This window comes from Vicinamibacterales bacterium (assembly GCA_036504215.1).
Lineage (GTDB): Bacteria > Acidobacteriota > Vicinamibacteria > Vicinamibacterales > Fen-181 > FEN-299.
In genome coordinates this window covers 124,969-145,032 of record DASXVO010000054.1, presented here as the reverse complement: position 1 = coordinate 145,032, position 20,064 = coordinate 124,969, and the positions used below count along the sequence as shown (strand labels likewise).

The following is a 20,064-nucleotide window of genomic DNA, read 5'->3' as shown; positions in this document are numbered from 1 at the left end:
GCTTTCGGTATGTCCTCAGCCCGCCTGCCGCTACGTCGCTCCCACCCCCGCGGCGCGCTCTCGACGCAACCACTCCGTCACCATCACGTCGCGTCCCGGCACCGAGGAAAGGACACCTGAGGTGAGGGTCTTGTCGTCATTCGTCGCAACAGTGATCTGCGTGCTGTTGCTGACGCCCGTTCTTGCGAGCGCACAACCCGTGGCCTCGGATCTCGTCAGCACGGTGCGGGAGGTGCAGCAATACGATTTCGCCATTCATATCCTGGCCATGTTGCTCGTCGGGTTCGGGTTCCTGATGGTCTTCGTCAAACGGTACGGATACGGCGCGCTCACCGGCACGTACCTGATCGTGGCCGTCGGAATGCCCTCGTACCTCGCCCTGCGCTCGACCGGCATCCTATCCGCCGAGCCTGTCGGTGCGCACACGATCAAGGCGCTACTGCTGAGCGAGTTCGCTGTCGCGTCGGCCCTGATCGCCGCGGGAGCCGTTCCCGGCCGTATCCGTCTGTATCAGTACGCGCTTCTGGCGCTCGTGATGGTGCCGCTGTACATGCTGAACGAGCACTTGGTGCTCGACGGAGGCCTTGCTGCGACCAGAGGGTTCGTGGACGCGGCCGGGTCCATCACTATCCACGCATTCGGCGCCTACTTCGGCCTCGGACTCGCCGTCGCCCTAACCAGCCGGCGCCACCGCGACATCGAGGTCGCCAACGATCCAACCTCCAACCGCTTCTCGATGATTGGCTCCATGGTGTTGTGGCTGTTCTGGCCGAGTTTCTGCAGTGCGGTCGTGCCGACCGAGCAGTTTGCGGCGACGGCGGTCAATACGATCCTCGCCTTGTGCGGGGCCACGCTGGCGACCTACATCGTGAGTTCACTCGTCGGCAAGGGCAAGGTGAGCATTGCCGACATGGCCAACGCGGCGCTTGCGGGCGGTGTGGCCATCGGCGCCACGTGCAACCTGGTACCGGCGCCGCTGGCGTTTGGAATCGGGCTGCTCGCGGGCGCGCTGTGCGTCGTGGGCTACGCTGTCGTGCAGCCGAAGATCCAGTGCGCGTTCAAGATCGTCGACACCTGCGGCGTCCACAACCTGCACGGCATGCCGGGGATCCTCGGCGGCTTGATTGCGACCTTTGTGGTCCAGGGGATCGCCACAGCGCAACTCGCTGGCATCGCCATCACCGTCACCCTGTCATTGGCGGGCGGCATCGTCGCTGGCTTCATCCTCAGAGCCGCCGCCACGAGGCTGACCGTCTACGACGATGGTGACGAGTTTGTGGGTGTCGAGGCGGAGGAGCCGGCAGGCGCCATACTGTAGGCTCCGTCGAGTCTCTCTACTTGAAGCGCAGCTCCAGCCACCCGTCCGTCGTCCTCCCGGCGGCGGCGGGCGGACACGCGAGCGTGCCCAGCTGGCCGCCGGCCAGGAATGCCGAGGCATGCAGGCGCAGCAGCCATCGCTGACCCGGGAATTTCGACCGGCGGATCGCGAACTCGATACCGTCGGACGGATAGGACAGGCCGATTCCCCCTGGCCACGCACGCCGATGAAGACGACGCCGCGGTACTCCTCGAGGTGCAGTGTGACCGTCTCGCCCAGCGCGAGTCGGAGCGCGTCGTCCCAACTGGCGTCTGACGTTCGGTCGGGATGAATCGCCGCCACATCTCCCCTCGAGAGGTGCTCGAAACGCCGGCGGACTGCGCGTGCAGGCACGACGCGGCAGTGCCGCCTACCATTTCACGGCCACCATCTTCACCAGCCGCGAGCCTGGTCCACCCCAGTCGCCAATCCCGTCAGCCTCCTCGTAGAACGGGATCCGGAAGCCGCTGAAGCAGGCACGCAGTTCGTTCGGATCGAGCGCCCGGATGATGTTCGGCAGCGGGCGTTCGGAATCCCGGATGAAATGCTCGAAGACGATCCGTCCGCCCGGACGAAGCGACGTGCGGAGTCGGACGACGAACGTGGGATCGGTCACCGGGGCCCACGCAAACGCGAGCACGATGAGATCCCACCGTTCGGACCCGAAGTCGGAGCTGTCGTAGGTGGCTTTGACGGTGGCAAGACGGACGCCGGCCTGTTCGGCGTTCGCCCGTGATGCGACGAGGGCTTCCTCGGAGATATCGAAGCCGGTGACCGTCCAGTCCTGTCAGGCCAGGTAGACGGCGTTCCGGCCCTGGCCCATTCCGGCGTCGAGCGCCGCACCGGGTTTCACACCCTTGATCGAGTCGACGAGCAGGTCGCTTGGCCTGGTGCTGAAGCCATCCCGAGAGGGATCACCCGTCAACGGCCTCCCGTAAGCCCTGTCGAAGTGGATCCCGATCCAGTCCGACCGCACGCTGAGCAGACCGGTCAGAACGCCGATCTCCCGCTGAACGTCCAATTCGGCCTTGCCGTCCTGCTTCAGCTTGTCGGCGTACGCCACCAGCGGATGCCGGGTCAGCGGTGCCGTCCTGAACCAGCCGGTGAACGCGCTCCAGGCCGCGTCGCGATCGGGCCCCGGTTGCGCACGGACACCTTGCACGAATGCCACGATGATGACTGCTGTGACGATGCCACGCGAGTAACGCATGATCGACCTCCTGCATCGAGTAGACACCGGGGTCGGTCGAGCCGAAATGCCAAAGAAGTGGAAGTTGCGCCTTTTCCACTTTGGCGGTAGCCCCAGTTTCGATGGAAGAAGGCTGTTCCCCTGTCGAGAATCAGTGGAGGGTTGTGGACCTGAGACGGTTGTAGGAGGGAACGAGGACTTCGCGAGCACCGTATCGGCGACGGGACTCGTATCAACGAGACGACGCGAGGACGGCCGTCCACACGCCGACCCCGATGGGATTCAGAGATACGGCGTGGTTTGCGTCCAGGAGGGAAGACCCATGCATTGTTGTTCCTGGCGTCGCCTTGGCTGTGTGTCGACTACGGCCGCAGCGCTGATACTCTGGCTGGCGGGGACCGTGGCTGCCCAGGGATTGCCCTCGTCTCTCGCCGGGTACTACGCCGGCACGGCGTCGTCGTCGGAGGGCGACCTTGCGGTGGTCTGCGAGCTGAAGAAGGCGGGCTGAGTGGCGTTGCCTTCGCTCTCCCGCGCCTACTCCGTTTCCAGGGCGAGGTCCGGGCGAGCAGCAAGTTCGACACGTTGGCGCGGGCGCGCCTTGCGTTCGCGCGTCCGCCTGACTACGATGCTGACATCCTCAGTCATTCGTCCCTCGGCCCGGAATGCCCGTTGAACACGAGGAGGAGTGCATGGTCCCTGTGCTGTCCCTGTGGATGCCAATCCTGCTCTCGGCGGTAGTCGTGTTCGTCGCGAGTTCGCTCGTTCACATGGTGCTCGGCTACCATGCCAACGACTGGCGCCGGTTGCCGAAGGAAGACGAAGTCAGAGACGCCCTCGGGCGTCTCAGCCTCCCGCCCGGGGACTACGCGACGCCGCTGGCCGGATCGATGGCGGACATGAAGTCGCCCGCGTTCGTCGAGAAGATGAAGAAGGGGCCGGTGATCTTCATGACCGTCGTGCCGAGCGGGCCGCCGTCGATGGCGAGCAGCCTCACGCTGTGGTTCGTCTACTCGGTGGTCGTCGGGATCTTCGCGGCGTACATCACCGGCCGCGCGCTGCAGCCCGGCGCGCACTACCTGCAGGTTTTCCGGTTCGCCGGCTGCACGGCGTTCATGGGGTACTCGCTGGCGCTGCTCCAGAACTCGATTTGGTACAAGCGGAACTGGGGTGCCACGTTGAAGTCGATGATGGACGGCCTGCTCTATGGACTTCTGACCGCCGGGTGTTTCGGGTGGTTGTGGCCGCGGTAGGGCGACGGAGCCGGACTACCACGTACTCCTGAACGCGGTGAATTCCGGCCAGGGTCAGCAGCAGCGGCGCCGCCGCGACAAGGGCAGGCGATACATTCCGGCCCGCTTCGGCAAATACACTCCGGACGCCGTACGCGTGGCAGGAGAGACTGGGCCGACCATCGACCGGCCGGCCCCCGCGAAGGAGTAGAGTATGAAGAAGCTGTTGCTGCTCGGCTTGGTGTGTGCGGGAACTGCCTCGTTGGTGTTGGCACAGGCGCAGGCCCCGAAGGACCCGCTCACGGCCGGCGCCAAGGCTCCCTACAACTCGGTCAAGAACTACCTCACCAAGTCCGCCGACCAGGTGCCCGAAAGCCTCTACAACTACAAGCCGACGCCGGAGGTTCGTACCTTCGGGCAGCTGTTCGCACACGTCGCCGACTCCAACTACGGGTTCTGCGCCGGCGTGCTGGGCGAGAAGGTGCCGGTCGAGGGCATCGAGAAGACGAAGACGACCAAGGCCGACCTGGTAAAGGCCCTGGCCGACTCCTTCGCCTACTGCGACAAGGCGTTTGCCGCCGTCACGGACGCCAACGCGGCGACACCGGCGGACTTCTTCGGTCGGCCGATGGCCAGGCTGGCGATCCTGTCGTTCAACGCCGCCCACGACTTCGAGCACTACGGCAACGTCGTCACCTACATGCGGCTGAACAAGATGGTGCCGCCATCGAGCCAGCCGCGCTGACCCCTCGAGCTCACGTGTGTTGCGCAGGCCAGCGACCTGGGATACGTAGCAGCACGGCATTGGACCAGGCAGCGACGTGCGCAACACAACTGGGTCGACGGTCGATGCGTGACCGTCGTTCCGGTTCCACGCCGCCTGTGATATCAGTTCCGGCGTGATGCCCCGATGCAGAGCCTGGGTCTGGCCATCCAGCCAGGCGGTACCGATCGCTTCCTCCTCCATTGGTCTTCGGTGGTCCCCGGCGCGAAGGCCGCCGAGCAGCGCCTTCCCGGCCGTCCGAAGGTGGTCGAGCGATTCTCCAGCCACACTGTGGCTGACGTCGAACGCGAGGACGACGTTGAGCGGCAACTGTTCGAAGCTGACGAGGTCGACCGTCTGGGGAACACCGTTGTCGAGCACGTCGAAGTCCCGTGCGGTGAGTCCGCGCACCGGAACGCCGTCCTCCGTCACCAGGACGTCGACACGCACGGCCTCGACCCTGGTCGAGAAGGTCACCCGCGGGCTGCGGGTACCCGGGGTGTCGCCGGCTCGGCGAGCAGCGGCAGCAACCGCGCCCAGCGTGGCGAAGAGGAGAAGTGCGACGCATCCGGCACGACGCGCGAGGGTCATGGTTGGTGCTCCTGCAGGAGGGGCTTCAAAACGTCGTTGAGCAGATCGCTCGCGTCGCGGCCCTGCCGGACGAAATAGGTCCACCACGGCTCGTCACGATCGTCGCGGTCGGGCGAGTCTCAGCCTGAGCGACGAGGACGGTATCGACGGAGGGCGGGGCGAGCGCGAAGGAAGCCTGGACACTACCCGACACGGCGAGTAGGCCCACCAGCAGCGACAGAGAGCGCCAGCGCATTGCGGACACCATGGAACCCTCCCCGGCAACGCCGACAGTCTACGCCGTCGCGACACGCAGGGGCTTGACGCGATGTGTGCTGGGGCCCGCGCGGATGTGACTGATGAATAGCAGGACGTGTGCCACACCCTGCCTGGGGCTGGCACACTGTCTGGTCAGGACATGGAGGGGGCATGAACGGATTCCCTTCGAAGGGGTTGACGCTGGCGCTGCTGGTCCTGGGCGGCTGCGCTGTCGCACTGCGGTCGGTCACGGCCCAGGAGACCATTCACATCGAAGCCGGCATCCTGTGTCCGGTGAGCGTGCGTCTTCCAGACGAGCCGGGTCGCAGGCTGCCGTTGTTCGTCGTGCTGCACGGCAAGGGTGGAACGCTGGCGGGTACGGCCCGGATGTGGGATGAGCTCACCGATCCCAAGCCCGTGTTGGTGGTGCCCGAAGCCCCGTACCCACTTCTCATCTCCGATGGCAAGGAGTGGGGCGTGGGCAGGAGTTAGGACATCCCCACCGGCGACGCCACGCTCTGGCCGCGCACGGATCCTCTCGTGACCAGGTATGTCATCGACGCGATCCGCACGGTGCAGAAGACGCACGATGCCGGGAACGTGTATCTCATGGGGCACTCCCTGGGGGTCTTTCAGGCGTACCTCGTTGCCCTGCAGGAACCCGATCTGGTGAAGGGGGTCATGGCCATTGCCGGTGGGCTTCGCGAGGATTTGATCCCAGACGAGCGCAGCGCTGGATGATGGCGCAGGAGCGGAAGAGCCGCCCACCCGCGTCCTGATGGAGAGGAGCCGGTGCTATACTCCGCGCCAGTCGCCGCCCCGAGGTACCCGCCACCATGGACACCGACCGACAGATTCGATCGTTCGTCGCAGCCAATGAACAGGCCATCACCGACGCGCTCAGCGAACTGATCGCGCTGCAGACGGTGAATCCGCCCGGAACGGCGTACCGGGAATGCGTTCGGTGGTTCTCGCGATTCCTGGACGCCACCGGCGTCGAGTACCACATTCACACCGCACCGAACGGCGAGTTCCCGAGGCCGTCGATCGTGGGGTCGTACGGTTCCGGCGAAGCCGGCCTCCATTTCCATGGCCACTACGATGTCGTGTCGGCCCAGTCGCCCACCCAGTTCAAGGCCGAGCCACGGGAGGGACGACTCTACGGGCGCGGCAGCTCCGATATGAAGGGCGGCATCGTCGCGATGCTCTTCGCGATCCGAGCGCTGCGCGAGTGCGGCATCCGGCTGTCCCGGCAAATCACCGTGACGCTCGTGCCGGACGAAGAAACCGGGGGTCGGCTGGGGATGCGGTATCTTGCAGCCGGAGGGCTGTTGCCGCGACCTGCGGTCGGCGCCCTGATGCCCGAACCTTCGAGCGGCAGAATCTGGCATGCCTGTAGAGGGGCGCTCACGCTTCGCGTCCGCATCGCCGGCCGATCGACGCATGGCGCGCTTCCCCATCTCGGCGTCAATGCGTTCGAAGGGATGGTCGCCGTCATGAACTCGTTGCTCGAGCTGAAGCACCGCGTCGTCGCGAGGCGAACGGCGGTGCCGATCGAGCCTCCCGAGGCGAACCGGTCGGTCATGATCCTGGGCGGAGAATCCGGCAGCGGCGTCGCGTCCAACGTCGTGCCCGACGGCGCGTGGTTCTCGATCGAGCGGCGCATCAATCCCGAGGAGACGCTGTCGCAGGTCAAAGAGGAACTGTGGGAGGTGTTCGACCGGCACCGCGCCTCGGGTCTGGAGCTCGAGGTCGAGACCTTCCAGGAGAGCGACGCGGCAATGGCTCCGGCCGGCGCACACCTCGGGGCAGTGCTGGCGCAAACCGTCAGGGACGTGACCGGCGCCGACGCGCCGTCCGAGTTGTGTCCCGGTGTGCTCGAAGTCCGCTTCTTCTGCGATCGTGGAGTGCCGGCCTACGGCTACGGCCCGGGACTTCTCGGGATCTCGCACGGTCCCGACGAGTACATTCGATTGAAGGACCTGTTCGACTGCACTGCCATCTACGCGCTGACCGCGGCGCGCACCCTGGCGTAGACGGAAGCTCGAATGCCGACCGGGAACCCGGGGGCGCCGTCGACCTCTACTTCAGCGTGCCCTGCTTCAGCGCATCGGCCACCCGCGGAATCAACGCGTCAGGACTGAGGAAATCGAGCAGCGAGTACTGCGCCTTGTACGCCTTCAGCACATCGTCCTGCGCCATCTGGTCGACCGTTCGCCCCGCAGCCACGTGGGTCCGCACGACGGCGATCATCGCGTCGAGCGCGTCGCGACAGGCCCTCACACCGGCGGCGTTCAGGTCGCGGCCGTGACCGCTCACAAACGTCGTGTTCTCGGGGAACACGTCGAGCACGTCGTCCATCATGCCCCAGGGGAACGCGATGCGGTGGACGGCCGGGGTCAGCGTGGTGACGTCGAGTCGAATGGGCGTGAGTCGGCCGCCCTTGGACTCCAGCGACTGGACCAGCTCGCGCTGTTCCCGCTCGTAAGCCAGGTCGGTCGGCGTCCCCGCGTGTCGGGCGGCCGCGTTGACATCGGCGCCGTGGGCGTGATCTTCAGGCTGGCGAACGTCCCGTCCGACCCGTTCCCCGCCCACAACGCCACTCCGCCGCTCTTCTGTTGGCCCAAGTCGTCGACCACGAGGCTCGGCGTGGCGGCGTTATTGACGTAGACCTCGACCTTCGACTTCGCCAGGACGATGCGCGCGTGGAACCAGCCGTTGGGATCGGGCGGCGGCTCGACAGCCTTTTCGAACTGTCCTGTCCGTTCCGCCCGCAGGTTCTGCCAGGTGTTGATCGGGTGGGAGATGTACTGGACGGAGTGAAGGCGTTGCTCCGGGGTCGCCGCCCGGAAATTGAACGGACGGAAGTAGACCGCCTCGTACCTCGTCCAATCGACGACGTGGAAGGCGATGCCCAGGAAGCTCCGCTGGGCGACATCCTTGCCCCGCAGATCCACGTCGATCACGCCGTCGCCGAGTTGCACGCCGTCGAGCAGCGCGCCGCCGTCGCCAGCACGGGCGTCCAGGCGCGCCACCGCGCGCTCGCCTTCCTTCTCGGCCGTCAGGCTGCGGTTGAAGACCTGCGCGCCTTGTCCACTGGCCAGACGCGCCAGATCGGGCTGGATTGGTGCCGGGGTTTGGGCTGGTGCGGTCGTCGCCAGCCATAGAGTCAGGGCGGATGTCGCCAGAACACCGATGGGGATTCGTCGCACCTCAGCGTCCTCCTGATGTGGGTTAGACGCGGCGGGAGGGCAATCGTGCCCTACGGATGCCCTCAATTTCGCCTCGAACGAGGTTTGGCCCCACATGACGATTGAGTGACAAGATCGCTGGCGACCCGTTACGCCGCCAGGTCGTGCCCGCTGGCGTGTTGCTGCCACACGAAGTCGGACGCGCTGTCGGCCACGGCCGATACTGCCCTTGAACAGCAGGTCGAACAACGCGAGCTTTCTGTCGCTGAGCCCCTCGGCGTGGTCGTCCCCGGACGCCGCCGTCCGGATCGCCTCGTTGACGATCCGTTGCCGCTCCTTCAGCACTTCCGTGACATCCGCCGTGTCACGCTTCTCCTGGAGCGTCTTGTGGATGGCCCCGATGTTGTCGTGGCGCTCCGCGTAGGCCAGGGCGCTCGGCACCATCACCAGCGCCTTGAAGCGCACGAACACCCGGCGCGCCACTCAACGGGCACGCCGGTCCGGATGAAGCCGTAGAACTCGCGGTTGTGCTGCACCAGCGACCGCGCACAGTCGACGCGAGGTACTGCAGGAGCACGGAGTAGAAGTAGTCCTTCTCGACGAGTCGGACCTGGAAGCCCGTTCTCGCGGCAGTCAGGGTCAGACGGTCGTTCCAAACGATACCCCAGCGCCGGTCGACGGTTCCGCGCCGAGCGCGCCCCGGGATCCACGGGATCGGATTTGTCGGCGTGCGGAGTTCCTGTTCGAGTCTTCGCATGTGCCGTTCGTTGACGCCCTCGCGATCGAGCAGGGCGCCGATCCGCCGGATGGCGCCGACGTCGCCGAAGCGCAGGGTGATGCGAACGAGGTCGGCCGGCAGGACCCTCTTGGCACCGAGATCCGCACGAATCCAGCCGTACGCGCGCGGCAGGCTGCCGAACCGCGACCAGTCGTAGACCGCGTCGAAGCGCGTCCGGGCGCGCGACGAGTAGACGGCGGTCTCGCCATCGACGGTCTTCTGCGCATCGGTCTCCCCTAAGCGCTCGTCCGCGACCTTGATGAGGGTGAGGTTGACCGTCGCGATGGCGCGGTCGCCGGAGATGCGGTTGTTGTAGGTGTAGATCCGGTTGGGGATCTGACCGTCGTAGCCGTAGCGATTGAAGGCGTTGGGGCCGCAAATCTGGTACCGCCCCGCGCGATCCGCCATCAGAGTGTTGATCGCCAGGCTTTCGTTCGGCGTCCACGCGCAGCTTGCGCATCTGCGCGTAGGCGAACAACTGCGCCTCCAGGCGTCCGAGGCGCTCTTTCATACGGGCACTCTATATTTCTCGTTGATCCTCCGCCAAGGGATTAACCAGAAATACAAGACGACCGATCTACACCGCGATCTCTCCGCTCATCAGGCGCGCAAGTTTCAGGTCGCGGGCGGCGCGGAGGCGCCGGTTCTGCAAATGCAGTGTCTTCACTCGTCGGCAATCCTCGGGGACGTCAGCAACCACAGGCTGCCCGATCGAGACCTTCCTCGAGCAGAACGGGACGTACGTCTATCTGTTCCACGCCGGTCCGAAAGGCCAGGAGGCGCGGCGCCCACCGACACCTCACCTTGTCGACTCGTGCGAGAATGGGCGGCACAGGAGGCACCCATGATGCGACTGCCCACACTCGCGGTGTCGATCGTGCTGCTCGGCGCCATCGCGACCGCGGCCGGCGTCCAGGCCGGCAAGATCGAGAAGAAGCAGCCTCAGGTCGTGAAGTTGAGCTTCGACACCAAGGGCTACGTCGTCACGCCCCCGACCGTGACCAAGGGCGTCCCGGTCAAGATGGAGGTCGATCTCAACACCGTCAAGGGGTGCATGCGGACGGTCGTCATCAACGCCTTCGACGTGAAGAAGACCGTCAAGGCCGGCGATACGACGATCGAGTTCACGCCCTCCAAATCCGGGCCCATCGAGATCGTCTGCGGGATGAACATGGGCAAGGGCAGCTTCACGGTCGTCGAGACGTCCGGCACGAAGCAGGCCGGGGCCGGACGCTCGTAGGCCTCGAGCATCTCGCCCGTGGTTCGCTCAATCGCCGCCGCGCGGGCGAAGCTCGTGTGTGGCGTGTGCTCCCGTTTGACGCTTCATCATTCCGCGTGCTACCGTCGCGGGAGTTCGATGCTGATCCGCACCTACATCCATCTCGCCGTCCACCGATTGCTGATCGGGACCGGATCCCTCTCGGCGGGTCTGTAGTCCAGTTCCTCCCGCCCTCGATTTCGGTCGCTTCGCATGATCGGTGACGCAGGGCCGTTCCCTGTGGCCCGCGGCAATCGCGCGCGGGATCACATGACACGCGGCGTCCGCGCACCGGCTCGATTCAACCGTCTCACATCACACAGTCCCACAGAGGTGTTCCATGAAGAAGATCGTCGTCCTCGGCGCTGGTCTGGTCGGCAAGGAAATCGCCAAGGATCTGTCCGGCCACTACCACGTGACGGCCGTGGATCGGAGCCGGGAGGCCCTGGCTGCGGCGTTCAAGGGCTTCGCGGTCGAGACTCTCCAGGCCGATTGCACCGACATGAATGCGGTCAAGAAGACCATCGAGCCCTTCGACCTCGTCGTGGGCGCGCTGCCCGGCTGGCTCGGCAAACGCGCCTTCCAGGCGGTCATCGAAGCAAAGAAGGACGTCGTGGATATCGCGTTCTTCCCCGAGGATCCGTTCGACCTCGACGAACTGGCGAAGAAGAACGATGTGACGGCCATCATGGACTTCGGCGTGGCACCGGGCATGAGCAACATCTTCGCGGGCCATCACCAGAAGCACATGCAGAAGCTCCACCGGCTCGAGATCCTCGTTGGCGGGCTCCCGACCGTGCGCGAGTTCCCATTCGAGTACAAGGCGGTGTTCTCACCGGCCGACGTCATCGAGGAATACACGCGCCCCGCCCGCTACATCGAGGGCGGCCGTGAGATCGTCCGGCCGGCCCTGACCGATCCCGAACTCCTGCACTTCGACGGCATCGGCACGCTCGAGTCGTTCAACACCGACGGCTTGCGCTCGCTCGCCACGACAATCACGTGCGAGAACATGAAGGAGAAGACGCTCCGCTACCCGGGCCACATCCGGCTCATGCAGGCGCTGCGCGACACGGGCTTCTTCGACAAGACCCCGATCGAGATCGGCGGCGCGATGATCTCGCCCCTCGAGTTCACCTCGCGCATCATGTTCCCCGTCTGGAAGCTGCGCCCGGAGGAGGAGGAGTTCACGGTCATGCGCGTCGAGATCGAAGGCGACAACCGGGACGGCCGACGCGAAAAGGTCACCTACAATCTGCTCGACCGTTTCGACACGACGAACAAGGTCACCTCGATGGCTCGGACGACGGGCTACACGGCCACGGCCGCCGTGCGCCTGCTGGCCGATGGGCTGTACAGCCGCAAGGGTGTGCTGCCTCCGGAGTTCGTGGCCGAAGACGACCGCGCGTTCGCGTTCGTCCTCGCGCACTTGAAGGAGCGCAACATCCACTTCCACAAGACGGTGGAACAGATGTGACCTGTTGAGCAGGCGATATCGGTGGTCGAGGCGGGGGTCCTGTCGCCGGGATCCCCATCGGCCAACCCAGGCTCACGCGTCTGGGCAGCATCCGGTGCCGTGGACTCGTGATCCGCCACCCCGTGCGCGGGCTTCGCGCAACCGGGTGGACCACTGCCATAAGCCGGCGGTGGTCGGGTCCGGAAGGCGATGGCCGGCGTGCCTGGCCGATGAGACGACCTGACCCCGATGGTGGCTCTCGTGGGAGAGCGCGTACCCGAGAAAGGTCACGACGTCGCGCGGGAGCGCGCCGAAGACAAAGGCGCCAGCGACGCCAGGAAACCGACCGCCTGCGTCCATGCCGCCGCGCAAGAGGGCGAGGATGGATGCCGCGCTTCGATCGAGAGATGTGACGAGTTCGGACCTCGTCACGGTCCTGGGATCGACTTTTCTGAATGCCGGGATGTCCAGGCGGCCGCCAAGCACCCGTGCCCACATGCCACGCGTATTGTGCACGTGGGCCAGGATTGCGCGGGCGGTGCGTTGTCGGTCAGGCGAGGGCGATGCGGACCACAGTTGCTCGGGCAGGTTCTCGACGAGGAAGGTCGCCACACGGTTGTTGATCCGCCAGATGTCGAGAATCGACTCGCTTTCGATCACCACGGCTTCTTCTCCTCGGCCACGTTCCTTCATCGCGATGAGCGGAACGAGAGGTGAAAGGCGTCACCGAGCTCGTTCAGACGCAGGCAGGTGCGGATCATGCCGTGCGTTCGAGCGCCAGCGCGAGACCCTGCCCGACGCCCACGCACAGGCTCACGACAGCGTGGCGACCCTGGCGGCGATTCAGCTCCAAGGCGGCCGTCAGGCACAGCCGCGCACCGCTGGCGCCCAGCGGATGCCCGAAGGCGATGGCTCCGCCGTTCGGGTTCACGAACTCGGCGTCGTCGCCCAGCCCAAGGGCGCGCGTGCAGGCCAGCATTTGTGCGGCAAAGGCCTCGTTGATCTCCAGCACGTCGACATCGTCCAGCGCGAGCCCCTGTCGATCCAGCAATCGGGAGATCGCCGCCACGGGGCCAATGCCCATGATGCGCGGGGGCACCCCTGCACTTGCCATTCCGGTGACGCGGGCGATTGGCTCGAGGCCGTAGCGGGCGACGGCGGCCTCTGATGCCAGCAGCAGCGCGCAGGCCCCGTCGTTGATCCCGGACGCGTTGCCGGCGGTGATGGTCGTGCCCGGCCCGAGGAGCGGCTTCAGCGTGCTGAGTTGCTCCAGGCTCGTCCCCGGGCGCGGATGCTCATCCACCGCGACGTGCGTGGTCTCGCGTCCGGACCGGACGTCGATCGGCGCGATCTCCTCCGCCAGCAGGCCGCGCGTTCGAGCCGCTTCCGCCCGTTGCTGGCTGCGCCAGGCGTAGGCATCTTGATCCACTCGTGAGATGCCCCTCTCACGCGCGAGGTTCTCGGCCGTCTGGGCGTTGCTGTCGATGCCGTGCGCGGCTTCCATCTTGGGGTTCACGAAGCGCCAGCCGACGGTCGTGTCCTCGAGGCGCTGGTCTCTCGAGAACGCCCCACCCGCCTTGCTGATGACCAGGGGCGCACGCGACATGCTTTCGATGCCGCCGGCGATGATGAGGTCTGCTTCTCCGGCCCAGATGGCCCTCGCACCCTGGCCGACGGCTTCCAGCCCCGAGGCGCACAGGCGGTTGACGGTGACGCCCGGCACATCCGGCGGCAGGCCAGCGAGAAGCGCCGCCATCCGGGCCACGTTCCGGTTGTCCTCGCCCGCCTGGTTCGCGCATCCCAACACCACGTCGTCCACAGCGCCCCAGTCCACGCCCCGGTGGCGCGCGATGAGCGTGCTGATCGGGAACGCCGCCAGATCGTCCGTACGCACGCGAGCGAGGGCGCCCCCGTGGCGTCCGAACGGCGTCCGCACCGCGGCGCAGAGATATGCCGATCGCATGTTCAACCCCCAGTTCGGGCATTCGCAGAGACGACGCGGCCTCGTGTCTGCGGCGCCCGGTTGACAGGCCAGCGTAGAGGATACTGTAATGAGTCCGCAATCCGAAGGTCGCCGCGGCGACGAAACGCTCCCTGGACACCGACCATGGCTCTCGAGCGAGACACTGTTTTGCACAGCTGGTGCGTGCAGGCCGAATGGAAGGCCCCGACCATCGTCGGCGGGCGCGGAGCGTGCTTCTGGGACGAGAACGGCCGCCACTACCTCGACATGAGCAGCCTGGCCGAGTGCATGAATCTCGGCCACCAGCATCCGGCGCTCGTCCGCGCGATCCGTGAGCAGGCCGAGCGGCTCTGCTTCGTGACGGCCGCTTGGGGCGCCGCGCCCCGCGCGACGCTGGCCTCCCGCCTGCTCGAGAAGTCCGGGTTCGACGGCGGGCGCGTCTTCTTCACGCTTGGCGGTGCCGACGCCAACGAGCACGCCGTGAAGTTCGCCCGCCAGGCGGCTGGCAGGCCGCATGGGATGGTGATCGCGCGGGACCGCTCGTATCACGGGGCCAGCTACGGCGCGATGGCCTTCAGCGGCGACAGCCGCACGCGGGCTCAGGTCGATCCGGCGGTCTATCACGTGCTGCACGTGCCTCCCCCGTATGCCTACCGCTGCCCGTTTGGAACACCCTCGCCGGACGCGTGCGGCCGCCGCGCCGCCGAGGTCGTCCGCGAGACGATCGACGGCCATCCGGACACCGCCGCGGTCCTGATGGAGGCGGATGCCGGCACGAACGGCATCGTCGCGCCGGACAGCTTCTGGCCCGCGCTTCGCCTCGTCACACGCGAGACGGGCGTCTTCCTCATCGCCGACGAGGTGATGAGCGGATTCGGACGCTGCGGAGAGTGGTTTGCGTGGCAGCGGCACGGCGACGCGGGACGGCCGGACCTGATGACGCTCGCCAAGGGCCTCACCGGGGCCCATGTCCCGCTCGGGGCCGTCGTGGCGTCGCGCGAGGTTGCGTCCCGTCTCGAACACCAGATGCTCTACACCGGCCTGACCTACTGCGGTCATCCGCTGGCCTGTGCCGCGGGTGTTGCAGCCATCCAGGCCTACGAGGACGAGCAACTCATCGACCGTTCCCGCACGCTCGGCGCGTGGATGTTCCAGGAACTGACGGCCATGCAGGGCCGACACGAGGTCATCGGCGACGTCCGCGGCGGACGCGGGCTGTTCGCGGTGCTGGAGCTCGTGAAAGACCGCCAGACGCGTGAGCCGCTGCGACCGTGGCCCGACGTGCATCCGTCGTTGCGCCGCCTGGTCGAACGCGCGATGGAAGCGGGCGTCTCGTTCGCCGTGCGCGGAAACCTCATCCTGCTCGCCCCACCGCTCGTCATCGAAGAACCAGAACTGCGCGACGCCCTCGGCGTGCTCGATCGCCTGCTTGGCGAATCGGAGTGGTCGTGACCTACAAGCTGACCTATTCGACGATGTTCAACCCGCCGGAGGAGATGCATCACCGCTTCGACGACGCGCTGGAGACGGTGAAGGCCGGTCTCGGCGCCGCGCATGCGATGTACATCGACGGCGACGACGTCCGGACCGCGCGCACCACCATAAAGCGCAGTCCCATCGATCAGCGAGTGGTGCTCGGGCACTGTCCCGCCGGGGACGCCGCCGACGTCGACCGCGCGGTCAGAGCCGCGAAGCGCGCGTTCACGGCCTGGCGACGAACGCCCATGGTCGACCGCGTGGCGCTGGTGCGGCGGGTGGCCGCGTTGCTGGAGGAACGCGTCTACACAATCGGTGCCGCGATGTCCATCGAGGTCGGCAAGAACCGCATGGAGTCCCTCGGTGAAGCCCAGGAGACCGCCGACTTCTTCCGGGGCTACGCCGCCGATTTCGAGCGGAACAATGGGTTCGACCGCGCGCTGCCCGACGATCCGCTCGACGGCTGGGCCTCGCACAACCGCAGCGTGCTCAAGCCCCACGGCGTCTGGGCGGTGATCGCCCCGTTCAACTACCCGCTGGCGCTGGCCGGCGGTCCGACCGCTGCGGCGCTGGTCACCGGCAACACCGTCGTGCTGAAGGGCGCCACCGACACCCCCTGGGCCGGACGCCTGCTGGCCGACTGCATCAGGGATGCCGGTGTTCCGCCCGGCGTCTTCAACTACGTCATCGGCGGCGGATCGACCGTGGGCGAAGCGCTCGTCCATCATCCGGACCTTGCGGGCGCGACGTTCACGGGTTCGTTCGATGTCGGGATGCGGATCCTGCAGGCGCTCTCGTCCGGCCGCTGGCCTCGCCCCTGCATCGCCGAACTCGGCGGCAAGAATCCCTGCATCGTCACGGCGAAGGGCGACCTCGAACGGGCGGTCACGGGAATCGTGCGGTCCGCCTACGGCCTCAGCGGTCAGAAGTGCTCCGCGCTGTCGCGGGTGTATGTCGAGAAGGCCGTCGCGGACGAGTTCATCAGCCGCCTCGCCGCGCGGATCCAGACGCTCACCGTCGGCGATCCGACCCGGCGGGAGAACTACATGGGACCGGTGATCTCGGCGCGCGCGGCTGCGGATTTCGATGCGTGCTGCTCGAAACTTGCTGAGGGTGGCGGCCGCGTACTCCTCGGCGGCACGCGCCTCACCGACGGCGATCTCGCGCACGGACATTTCGTCGCGCCGACGCTCGCCGAGGCACCCGCCGATCATCCGCTGTTCCAGGAAGAGATGTTCATGCCGATCCTGATGGTGAACCGCGTGAAGGACTTCGAGGAGGGGCTGCGCCGCGCGAACGACACCAGGCTCGGACTGACGGCCGGCTGTTACGGGAGCCGGGACGAGGTCACCGCGTTCCTCGATGGCATCGAGGCGGGCGTGACCTATGTGAATCGCCCCCAGGGCGCCACGACCGGCGCGTGGCCGGGTTACCAGGCGTTCGGCGGGTGGAAGGGATCGGGGTCCACCGGCAAGGCGATCGGATCCTTCTACTACCTGCCTCAGTACCTGCGGGAGCAATCCCAGACCTGGGTGGAGTAGCGCATGAACCTGATGGGGCTGGCAGACGCCGTCGCCGGGCTCGTGCGCGACGGTCAGATGATCGCGATGGAGGGGTTCACACACCTGATTCCCTTCGCCGCCGGCCACGAGATCATTCGGCAGCGGAAGACGGATCTGCACCTGGTGCGCATGACGCCAGACATCATCTACGACCAGATGATCGGCGCGGGCTGCGCGCGGGCGTTGACCTTCTCGTGGGGCGGGAACCCTGGCGTCGGGTCGCTCCATCGCCTGCGTGATGCGGTCGAGCGGCAGTGGCCCCGGCCGATCGCGATTGTCGAGCACTCGCACGCGGGCATGGCCGCTTCCTACACGGCTGGCGCGTCGAACCTGCCCTTCGGGGTGCTCCGCGGCTATATCGGCACGGACCTGGCCCGCGTGAATCCGCAGGTGAAGGCGGTGACGTGCCCCTACACGGGCGAGTCGATCGCGACCGTGCCCGCGCTACGTCCGGACCTCACGATCATCCACGCCCAACAGGCGGACCGCGCCGGCAACGTGCTGCTTCGAGGCATCCTGGGCGTCCAGAAGGAAGCCGCGATGGCGGGCCGACAGTTGCTCGTGACGGTGGAAGAAATCGTGGACCGGCTGGATGCGCCGGTGAACGCCGTCGTGCTGCCCGACTGGGTGGTGACGGCCATCGCGTGCGTGCCGGGCGGAGCGTACCCGTCGTACGCCCAGGGCTACTACGCCCGCGACAACGCGTTCTATCTCGCGTGGGACGAGATCAGCCGCGACCGCGAGCACTTCGGCCGGTGGATGGATGAACACGTGCTCGGGACGAACGGCCACGCGGCATTCCTGCGCAGTGTCGGCGTCCCGTCCAGCCGGAACGGCGAGGAGGTGTGATCGTGACCGCGCCGTGGAATCCGGATGAATTGATGACGGTCGCCGCGGCCAGGCTCCTGTGGGATCGGTGCGTGTGCTTCGTCGGCATCGGCCTTCCTTCCGCGGCCGCCAACCTCGCTCGCCGGACACACGCCCCGAACATCGTCCTGATCTACGAGTCGGGTACGGTCGGGACACGGCCGGATGTTCTGCCGTTGTCGATCGGCGACGGCGAACTGGCCGACACCGCCACCGCGGTGGTGCCGCTGCCCGAGGTGTTCGCCTACTGGCTGCAGGGCGGGCGTATCGACGTGGGGTTCCTCGGCGCGGCGCAGATCGACCGGTTCGGCAATCTCAACTCCACGGTCATCGGCGACTACGCGCGTCCGAGGACACGCCTGCCTGGCGCTGGTGGAGCGCCGGAGATCGCGGCCCACGCCAGGCAGACCTTCATCGTGTTGAAGCAGACTCCACGCGCCTTCGTCCCGCGGCTGGACTTCTGCAGCAGCGCGGGGTTCATGGAGGGCCACGGCTCGCGGACTCGATCGGGCGCTGTCGGAGCCGGACCGCAGGTGGTGATCACGGATCTCGGCATGCTGCGGCCCGCGCCGGACACCGAGGAGTTGCAGTTGGTCGGGTGCTTCGAAGGGGTGTCGGTTGCCCGGGTCGAGCAGGCAACCGGATGGCCCCTGAAGGTCGCGGACCACGTGGAGGTCATCGCCCCCCCCACCGAGGAAGAGTTGCGAATCCTTCGTGACCTGCACGCGCGGACGAGGGCCGCGCACGGCAGCCGCATCCGCGTTCCATATTGAGGCCGATCCGCCGGATGGGCCGACACGAAAGGTCTTATGCAGACACCGCACATCCGCACTGAACTTCCGGGGCCGCGCGCCCAGGCCTTGTTGGCTCGCGACGCCGAGGTGACCTCCCCGTCGTACCCGCGAGACTATCCGTTCGCCATGTCCCACGGGCTGGGCGTGGAGGTCTGGGACGTGGACGGCAATCGCTTCCTCGACTTTGCCGCCGGCATTGCCGTGTGCAGCACAGGCCACTGCCACCCCGACGTCGTCAGGGCGATCCAGCAGGCCGCGGAGCGGTTCATCCACATCTCGAGCGACTACTGGCACGAGGGACAGACGCGCCTCGCCGAACGCATCGCAGGCCTCGCTCCGATGAGCGAACCGGCGATGAGCTTCTTCTGCCAGTCGGGCACCGAGGCGGTGGAAGCCGCCCTGAAGCTGGCGCGCTACGCCACCGGCCGGAGCCGCTTCATCGGCTTCCTCGGCGGCTTCCACGGCAGGACGATGGGCTCGCTGGCGTTCACGTCCAGCAAGTACACCCAGCAGAAGGGATTCTTCCCGACGATGCCCGGGGTGACGCACGTGCCGTATCCGAATCCGTACCGGCCGCTGTTTGCGGGCCAGGATCAGGGACAGGCCGTCATCCGCTACATCGAGGAGATGCTGTTCCAGGGCAATGTTCCGCCCGGCGAGGTTGCCGCCGTCCTCGTGGAGCCGCTCCAGGGCGAAGGCGGCTACCTGGTGCCGCCGGACAGATTTCTGGCCAGCCTGCGTGCGCTCTGCGATCGCCACGGCATCCTGCTGATCTTCGACGAGGTGCAGGCCGGCGTCGGGAGAACGGGCCGGATGTTCGCGTGCGAGCATTGGGGCGTGCAGCCGGACATTCTCACACTCGCGAAGGGCCTCGGCAGCGGAATGCCGATCGGCCTGATGGCCGCACGCAAGAGCCTGATGCGGGCCTGGCCGAGAGGGGCGCACGGCAACACCTACGGCGGCAACCCGATCTGCTGCGCGGCGGCGCTCGCCACGCTCGACCTCGTGGAGCAGCGCTACATGGCCAACGCGGCCGAGGTCGGGCTCGGTCTTCTGGCACGGTTGCAGGCGCTCCAGGAACGCCATCCGGAAATCGGCGACGTGCGCGGCAAGGGGCTCTTCCTCGGCATGGAACTGGTGACGGATCGCCAGTCGAAGCAGCCGGCCAAGGCGCTGTGCGATGCCGTGGTGACACGCGCGTTCCACAACGGCCTGCTCCTCCTGTCGTGCGGGGCGAGCACGATTCGCTTCATGCCGCCGCTGCTGGTGTCGCAGGCGAACGTCGAGGAGGCGCTCGTCCTGCTCGAGGCGAGCTTGAACGAGGCGCGAACACACCTCGCGCGCGGCTAGGCG

At 66.8% G+C, this 20,064-nt stretch carries 20 protein-coding genes and 1 pseudogene; 14 read left to right on the top strand and 7 right to left on the bottom strand.

Features of this window, described 5'->3' with window-relative positions; translation table 11 throughout:
* Positions 1-130 precede the first annotated feature (130 nt).
* Entirely contained in the window at positions 131-1,318 is a 1,188-nt protein-coding gene (locus VGK32_15490) for a hypothetical protein (GenBank protein ID HEY3383173.1), read from the top strand.
* Between the two features lie 409 nt (positions 1,319-1,727).
* Here VGK32_15490 and VGK32_15485 read toward each other — a convergent pair.
* Together VGK32_15485 and VGK32_15480 are read right to left on the bottom strand one after the other, a co-directional pair.
* Positions 1,728-2,126, bottom strand: a pseudogene (locus VGK32_15485) (class I SAM-dependent methyltransferase).
* Between the two features lie 18 nt (positions 2,127-2,144).
* Positions 2,145-2,567, bottom strand: coding sequence for a hypothetical protein (locus tag VGK32_15480; GenBank protein ID HEY3383172.1), 423 nt, complete (start codon positions 2,565-2,567; stop codon positions 2,145-2,147).
* A gap of 301 nt (positions 2,568-2,868) precedes the next feature.
* On the opposite strand from VGK32_15480, the gene VGK32_15475 reads away from it, so the two are divergent.
* From VGK32_15475 to VGK32_15450, 6 genes are all read left to right on the top strand, one after another.
* Positions 2,869-3,054, top strand: coding sequence for a hypothetical protein (locus tag VGK32_15475; protein ID HEY3383171.1), 186 nt, complete (start codon positions 2,869-2,871; stop codon positions 3,052-3,054).
* A gap of 181 nt (positions 3,055-3,235) precedes the next feature.
* On the top strand, positions 3,236-3,796 hold the full coding sequence (locus VGK32_15470; GenBank protein HEY3383170.1) for a hypothetical protein: 561 nt from the start codon (positions 3,236-3,238) through the stop codon (positions 3,794-3,796).
* A gap of 193 nt (positions 3,797-3,989) precedes the next feature.
* Complete coding sequence (locus VGK32_15465) at positions 3,990-4,520, top strand: DinB family protein (protein ID HEY3383169.1); 531 nt, start codon at positions 3,990-3,992, stop codon at positions 4,518-4,520.
* Positions 4,521-5,537: 1,017 nt separating this feature from the next.
* Positions 5,538-5,858, top strand: coding sequence for a hypothetical protein (locus VGK32_15460; GenBank protein HEY3383168.1), 321 nt, complete (start codon positions 5,538-5,540; stop codon positions 5,856-5,858).
* 48 nt (positions 5,859-5,906) lie between these two features.
* On the top strand, positions 5,907-6,107 hold the full coding sequence (locus tag VGK32_15455) for an alpha/beta fold hydrolase (GenBank protein HEY3383167.1): 201 nt from the start codon (positions 5,907-5,909) through the stop codon (positions 6,105-6,107).
* Positions 6,108-6,202: 95 nt separating this feature from the next.
* Positions 6,203-7,402 carry an ArgE/DapE family deacylase gene (locus VGK32_15450; GenBank protein HEY3383166.1) on the top strand — a complete coding sequence of 400 codons (1,200 nt, stop codon included), beginning with the start codon at positions 6,203-6,205 and terminating at the stop codon, positions 7,400-7,402.
* Positions 7,403-7,448: 46 nt separating this feature from the next.
* On the opposite strand, the gene VGK32_15445 is transcribed toward VGK32_15450, so the two are convergent.
* Genes VGK32_15445 through VGK32_15435 form a run of 3 tightly spaced genes read right to left on the bottom strand, consistent with a single transcriptional unit; the run spans position 7,449 to position 9,743 of the window.
* Positions 7,449-7,730 (bottom strand): hypothetical protein, encoded by a 282-nt coding sequence (locus VGK32_15445; protein ID HEY3383165.1) that lies wholly within the window; start codon positions 7,728-7,730, stop codon positions 7,449-7,451.
* Between the two features lie 35 nt (positions 7,731-7,765).
* Complete coding sequence (locus VGK32_15440; protein ID HEY3383164.1) at positions 7,766-9,028, bottom strand: hypothetical protein; 1,263 nt, start codon at positions 9,026-9,028, stop codon at positions 7,766-7,768.
* Entirely contained in the window at positions 8,922-9,743 is an 822-nt protein-coding gene (locus VGK32_15435; protein HEY3383163.1) for a hypothetical protein, read from the bottom strand. The genes VGK32_15440 and VGK32_15435 overlap by 107 nt, the downstream gene beginning before the upstream one ends.
* 436 nt (positions 9,744-10,179) lie before the next feature.
* On the opposite strand from VGK32_15435, the gene VGK32_15430 reads away from it, so the two are divergent.
* Entirely contained in the window at positions 10,180-10,575 is a 396-nt protein-coding gene (locus VGK32_15430; protein HEY3383162.1) for a cupredoxin domain-containing protein, read from the top strand.
* 358 nt (positions 10,576-10,933) lie between these two features.
* Positions 10,934-12,070: a saccharopine dehydrogenase C-terminal domain-containing protein gene (locus tag VGK32_15425; protein HEY3383161.1), complete on the top strand. Its 1,137-nt coding sequence runs from the start codon at positions 10,934-10,936 to the stop codon at positions 12,068-12,070.
* A 72-nt stretch (positions 12,071-12,142) separates the two neighbouring features.
* On the opposite strand, the gene VGK32_15420 is transcribed toward VGK32_15425, so the two are convergent.
* Both VGK32_15420 and pcaF read right to left on the bottom strand, forming a co-directional pair.
* Complete coding sequence (locus VGK32_15420) at positions 12,143-12,712, bottom strand: DinB family protein (protein HEY3383160.1); 570 nt, start codon at positions 12,710-12,712, stop codon at positions 12,143-12,145.
* A 94-nt stretch (positions 12,713-12,806) separates the two neighbouring features.
* Entirely contained in the window at positions 12,807-14,012 is a 1,206-nt protein-coding gene (gene pcaF, locus VGK32_15415) for a 3-oxoadipyl-CoA thiolase (protein HEY3383159.1), read from the bottom strand.
* A 144-nt stretch (positions 14,013-14,156) separates the two neighbouring features.
* Here pcaF and VGK32_15410 point away from each other — a divergent pair, with 144 nt between their 5' ends.
* Genes VGK32_15410 through VGK32_15390 form a run of 5 tightly spaced genes read left to right on the top strand, consistent with a single transcriptional unit; the run spans position 14,157 to position 20,061 of the window.
* Positions 14,157-15,464 (top strand): aminotransferase class III-fold pyridoxal phosphate-dependent enzyme, encoded by a 1,308-nt coding sequence (locus VGK32_15410; protein HEY3383158.1) that lies wholly within the window; start codon positions 14,157-14,159, stop codon positions 15,462-15,464.
* The gene (locus tag VGK32_15405) at positions 15,461-17,029 is read left to right on the top strand and encodes an aldehyde dehydrogenase family protein (protein ID HEY3383157.1); all 1,569 of its coding nucleotides are present in this window, start codon (positions 15,461-15,463) and stop codon (positions 17,027-17,029) included. The genes VGK32_15410 and VGK32_15405 overlap by 4 nt, the downstream gene beginning before the upstream one ends.
* Before the next feature lie 3 nt (positions 17,030-17,032).
* A complete protein-coding gene (locus VGK32_15400; GenBank protein HEY3383156.1) occupies positions 17,033-17,899 on the top strand; it encodes a CoA-transferase in 867 nt (288 codons plus the stop codon).
* Between the two features lie 2 nt (positions 17,900-17,901).
* Complete coding sequence (locus VGK32_15395) at positions 17,902-18,690, top strand: CoA-transferase subunit beta (protein ID HEY3383155.1); 789 nt, start codon at positions 17,902-17,904, stop codon at positions 18,688-18,690.
* A gap of 36 nt (positions 18,691-18,726) precedes the next feature.
* Positions 18,727-20,061, top strand: coding sequence for an acetyl ornithine aminotransferase family protein (locus VGK32_15390; protein ID HEY3383154.1), 1,335 nt, complete (start codon positions 18,727-18,729; stop codon positions 20,059-20,061).
* Positions 20,062-20,064 lie beyond the last annotated feature (3 nt).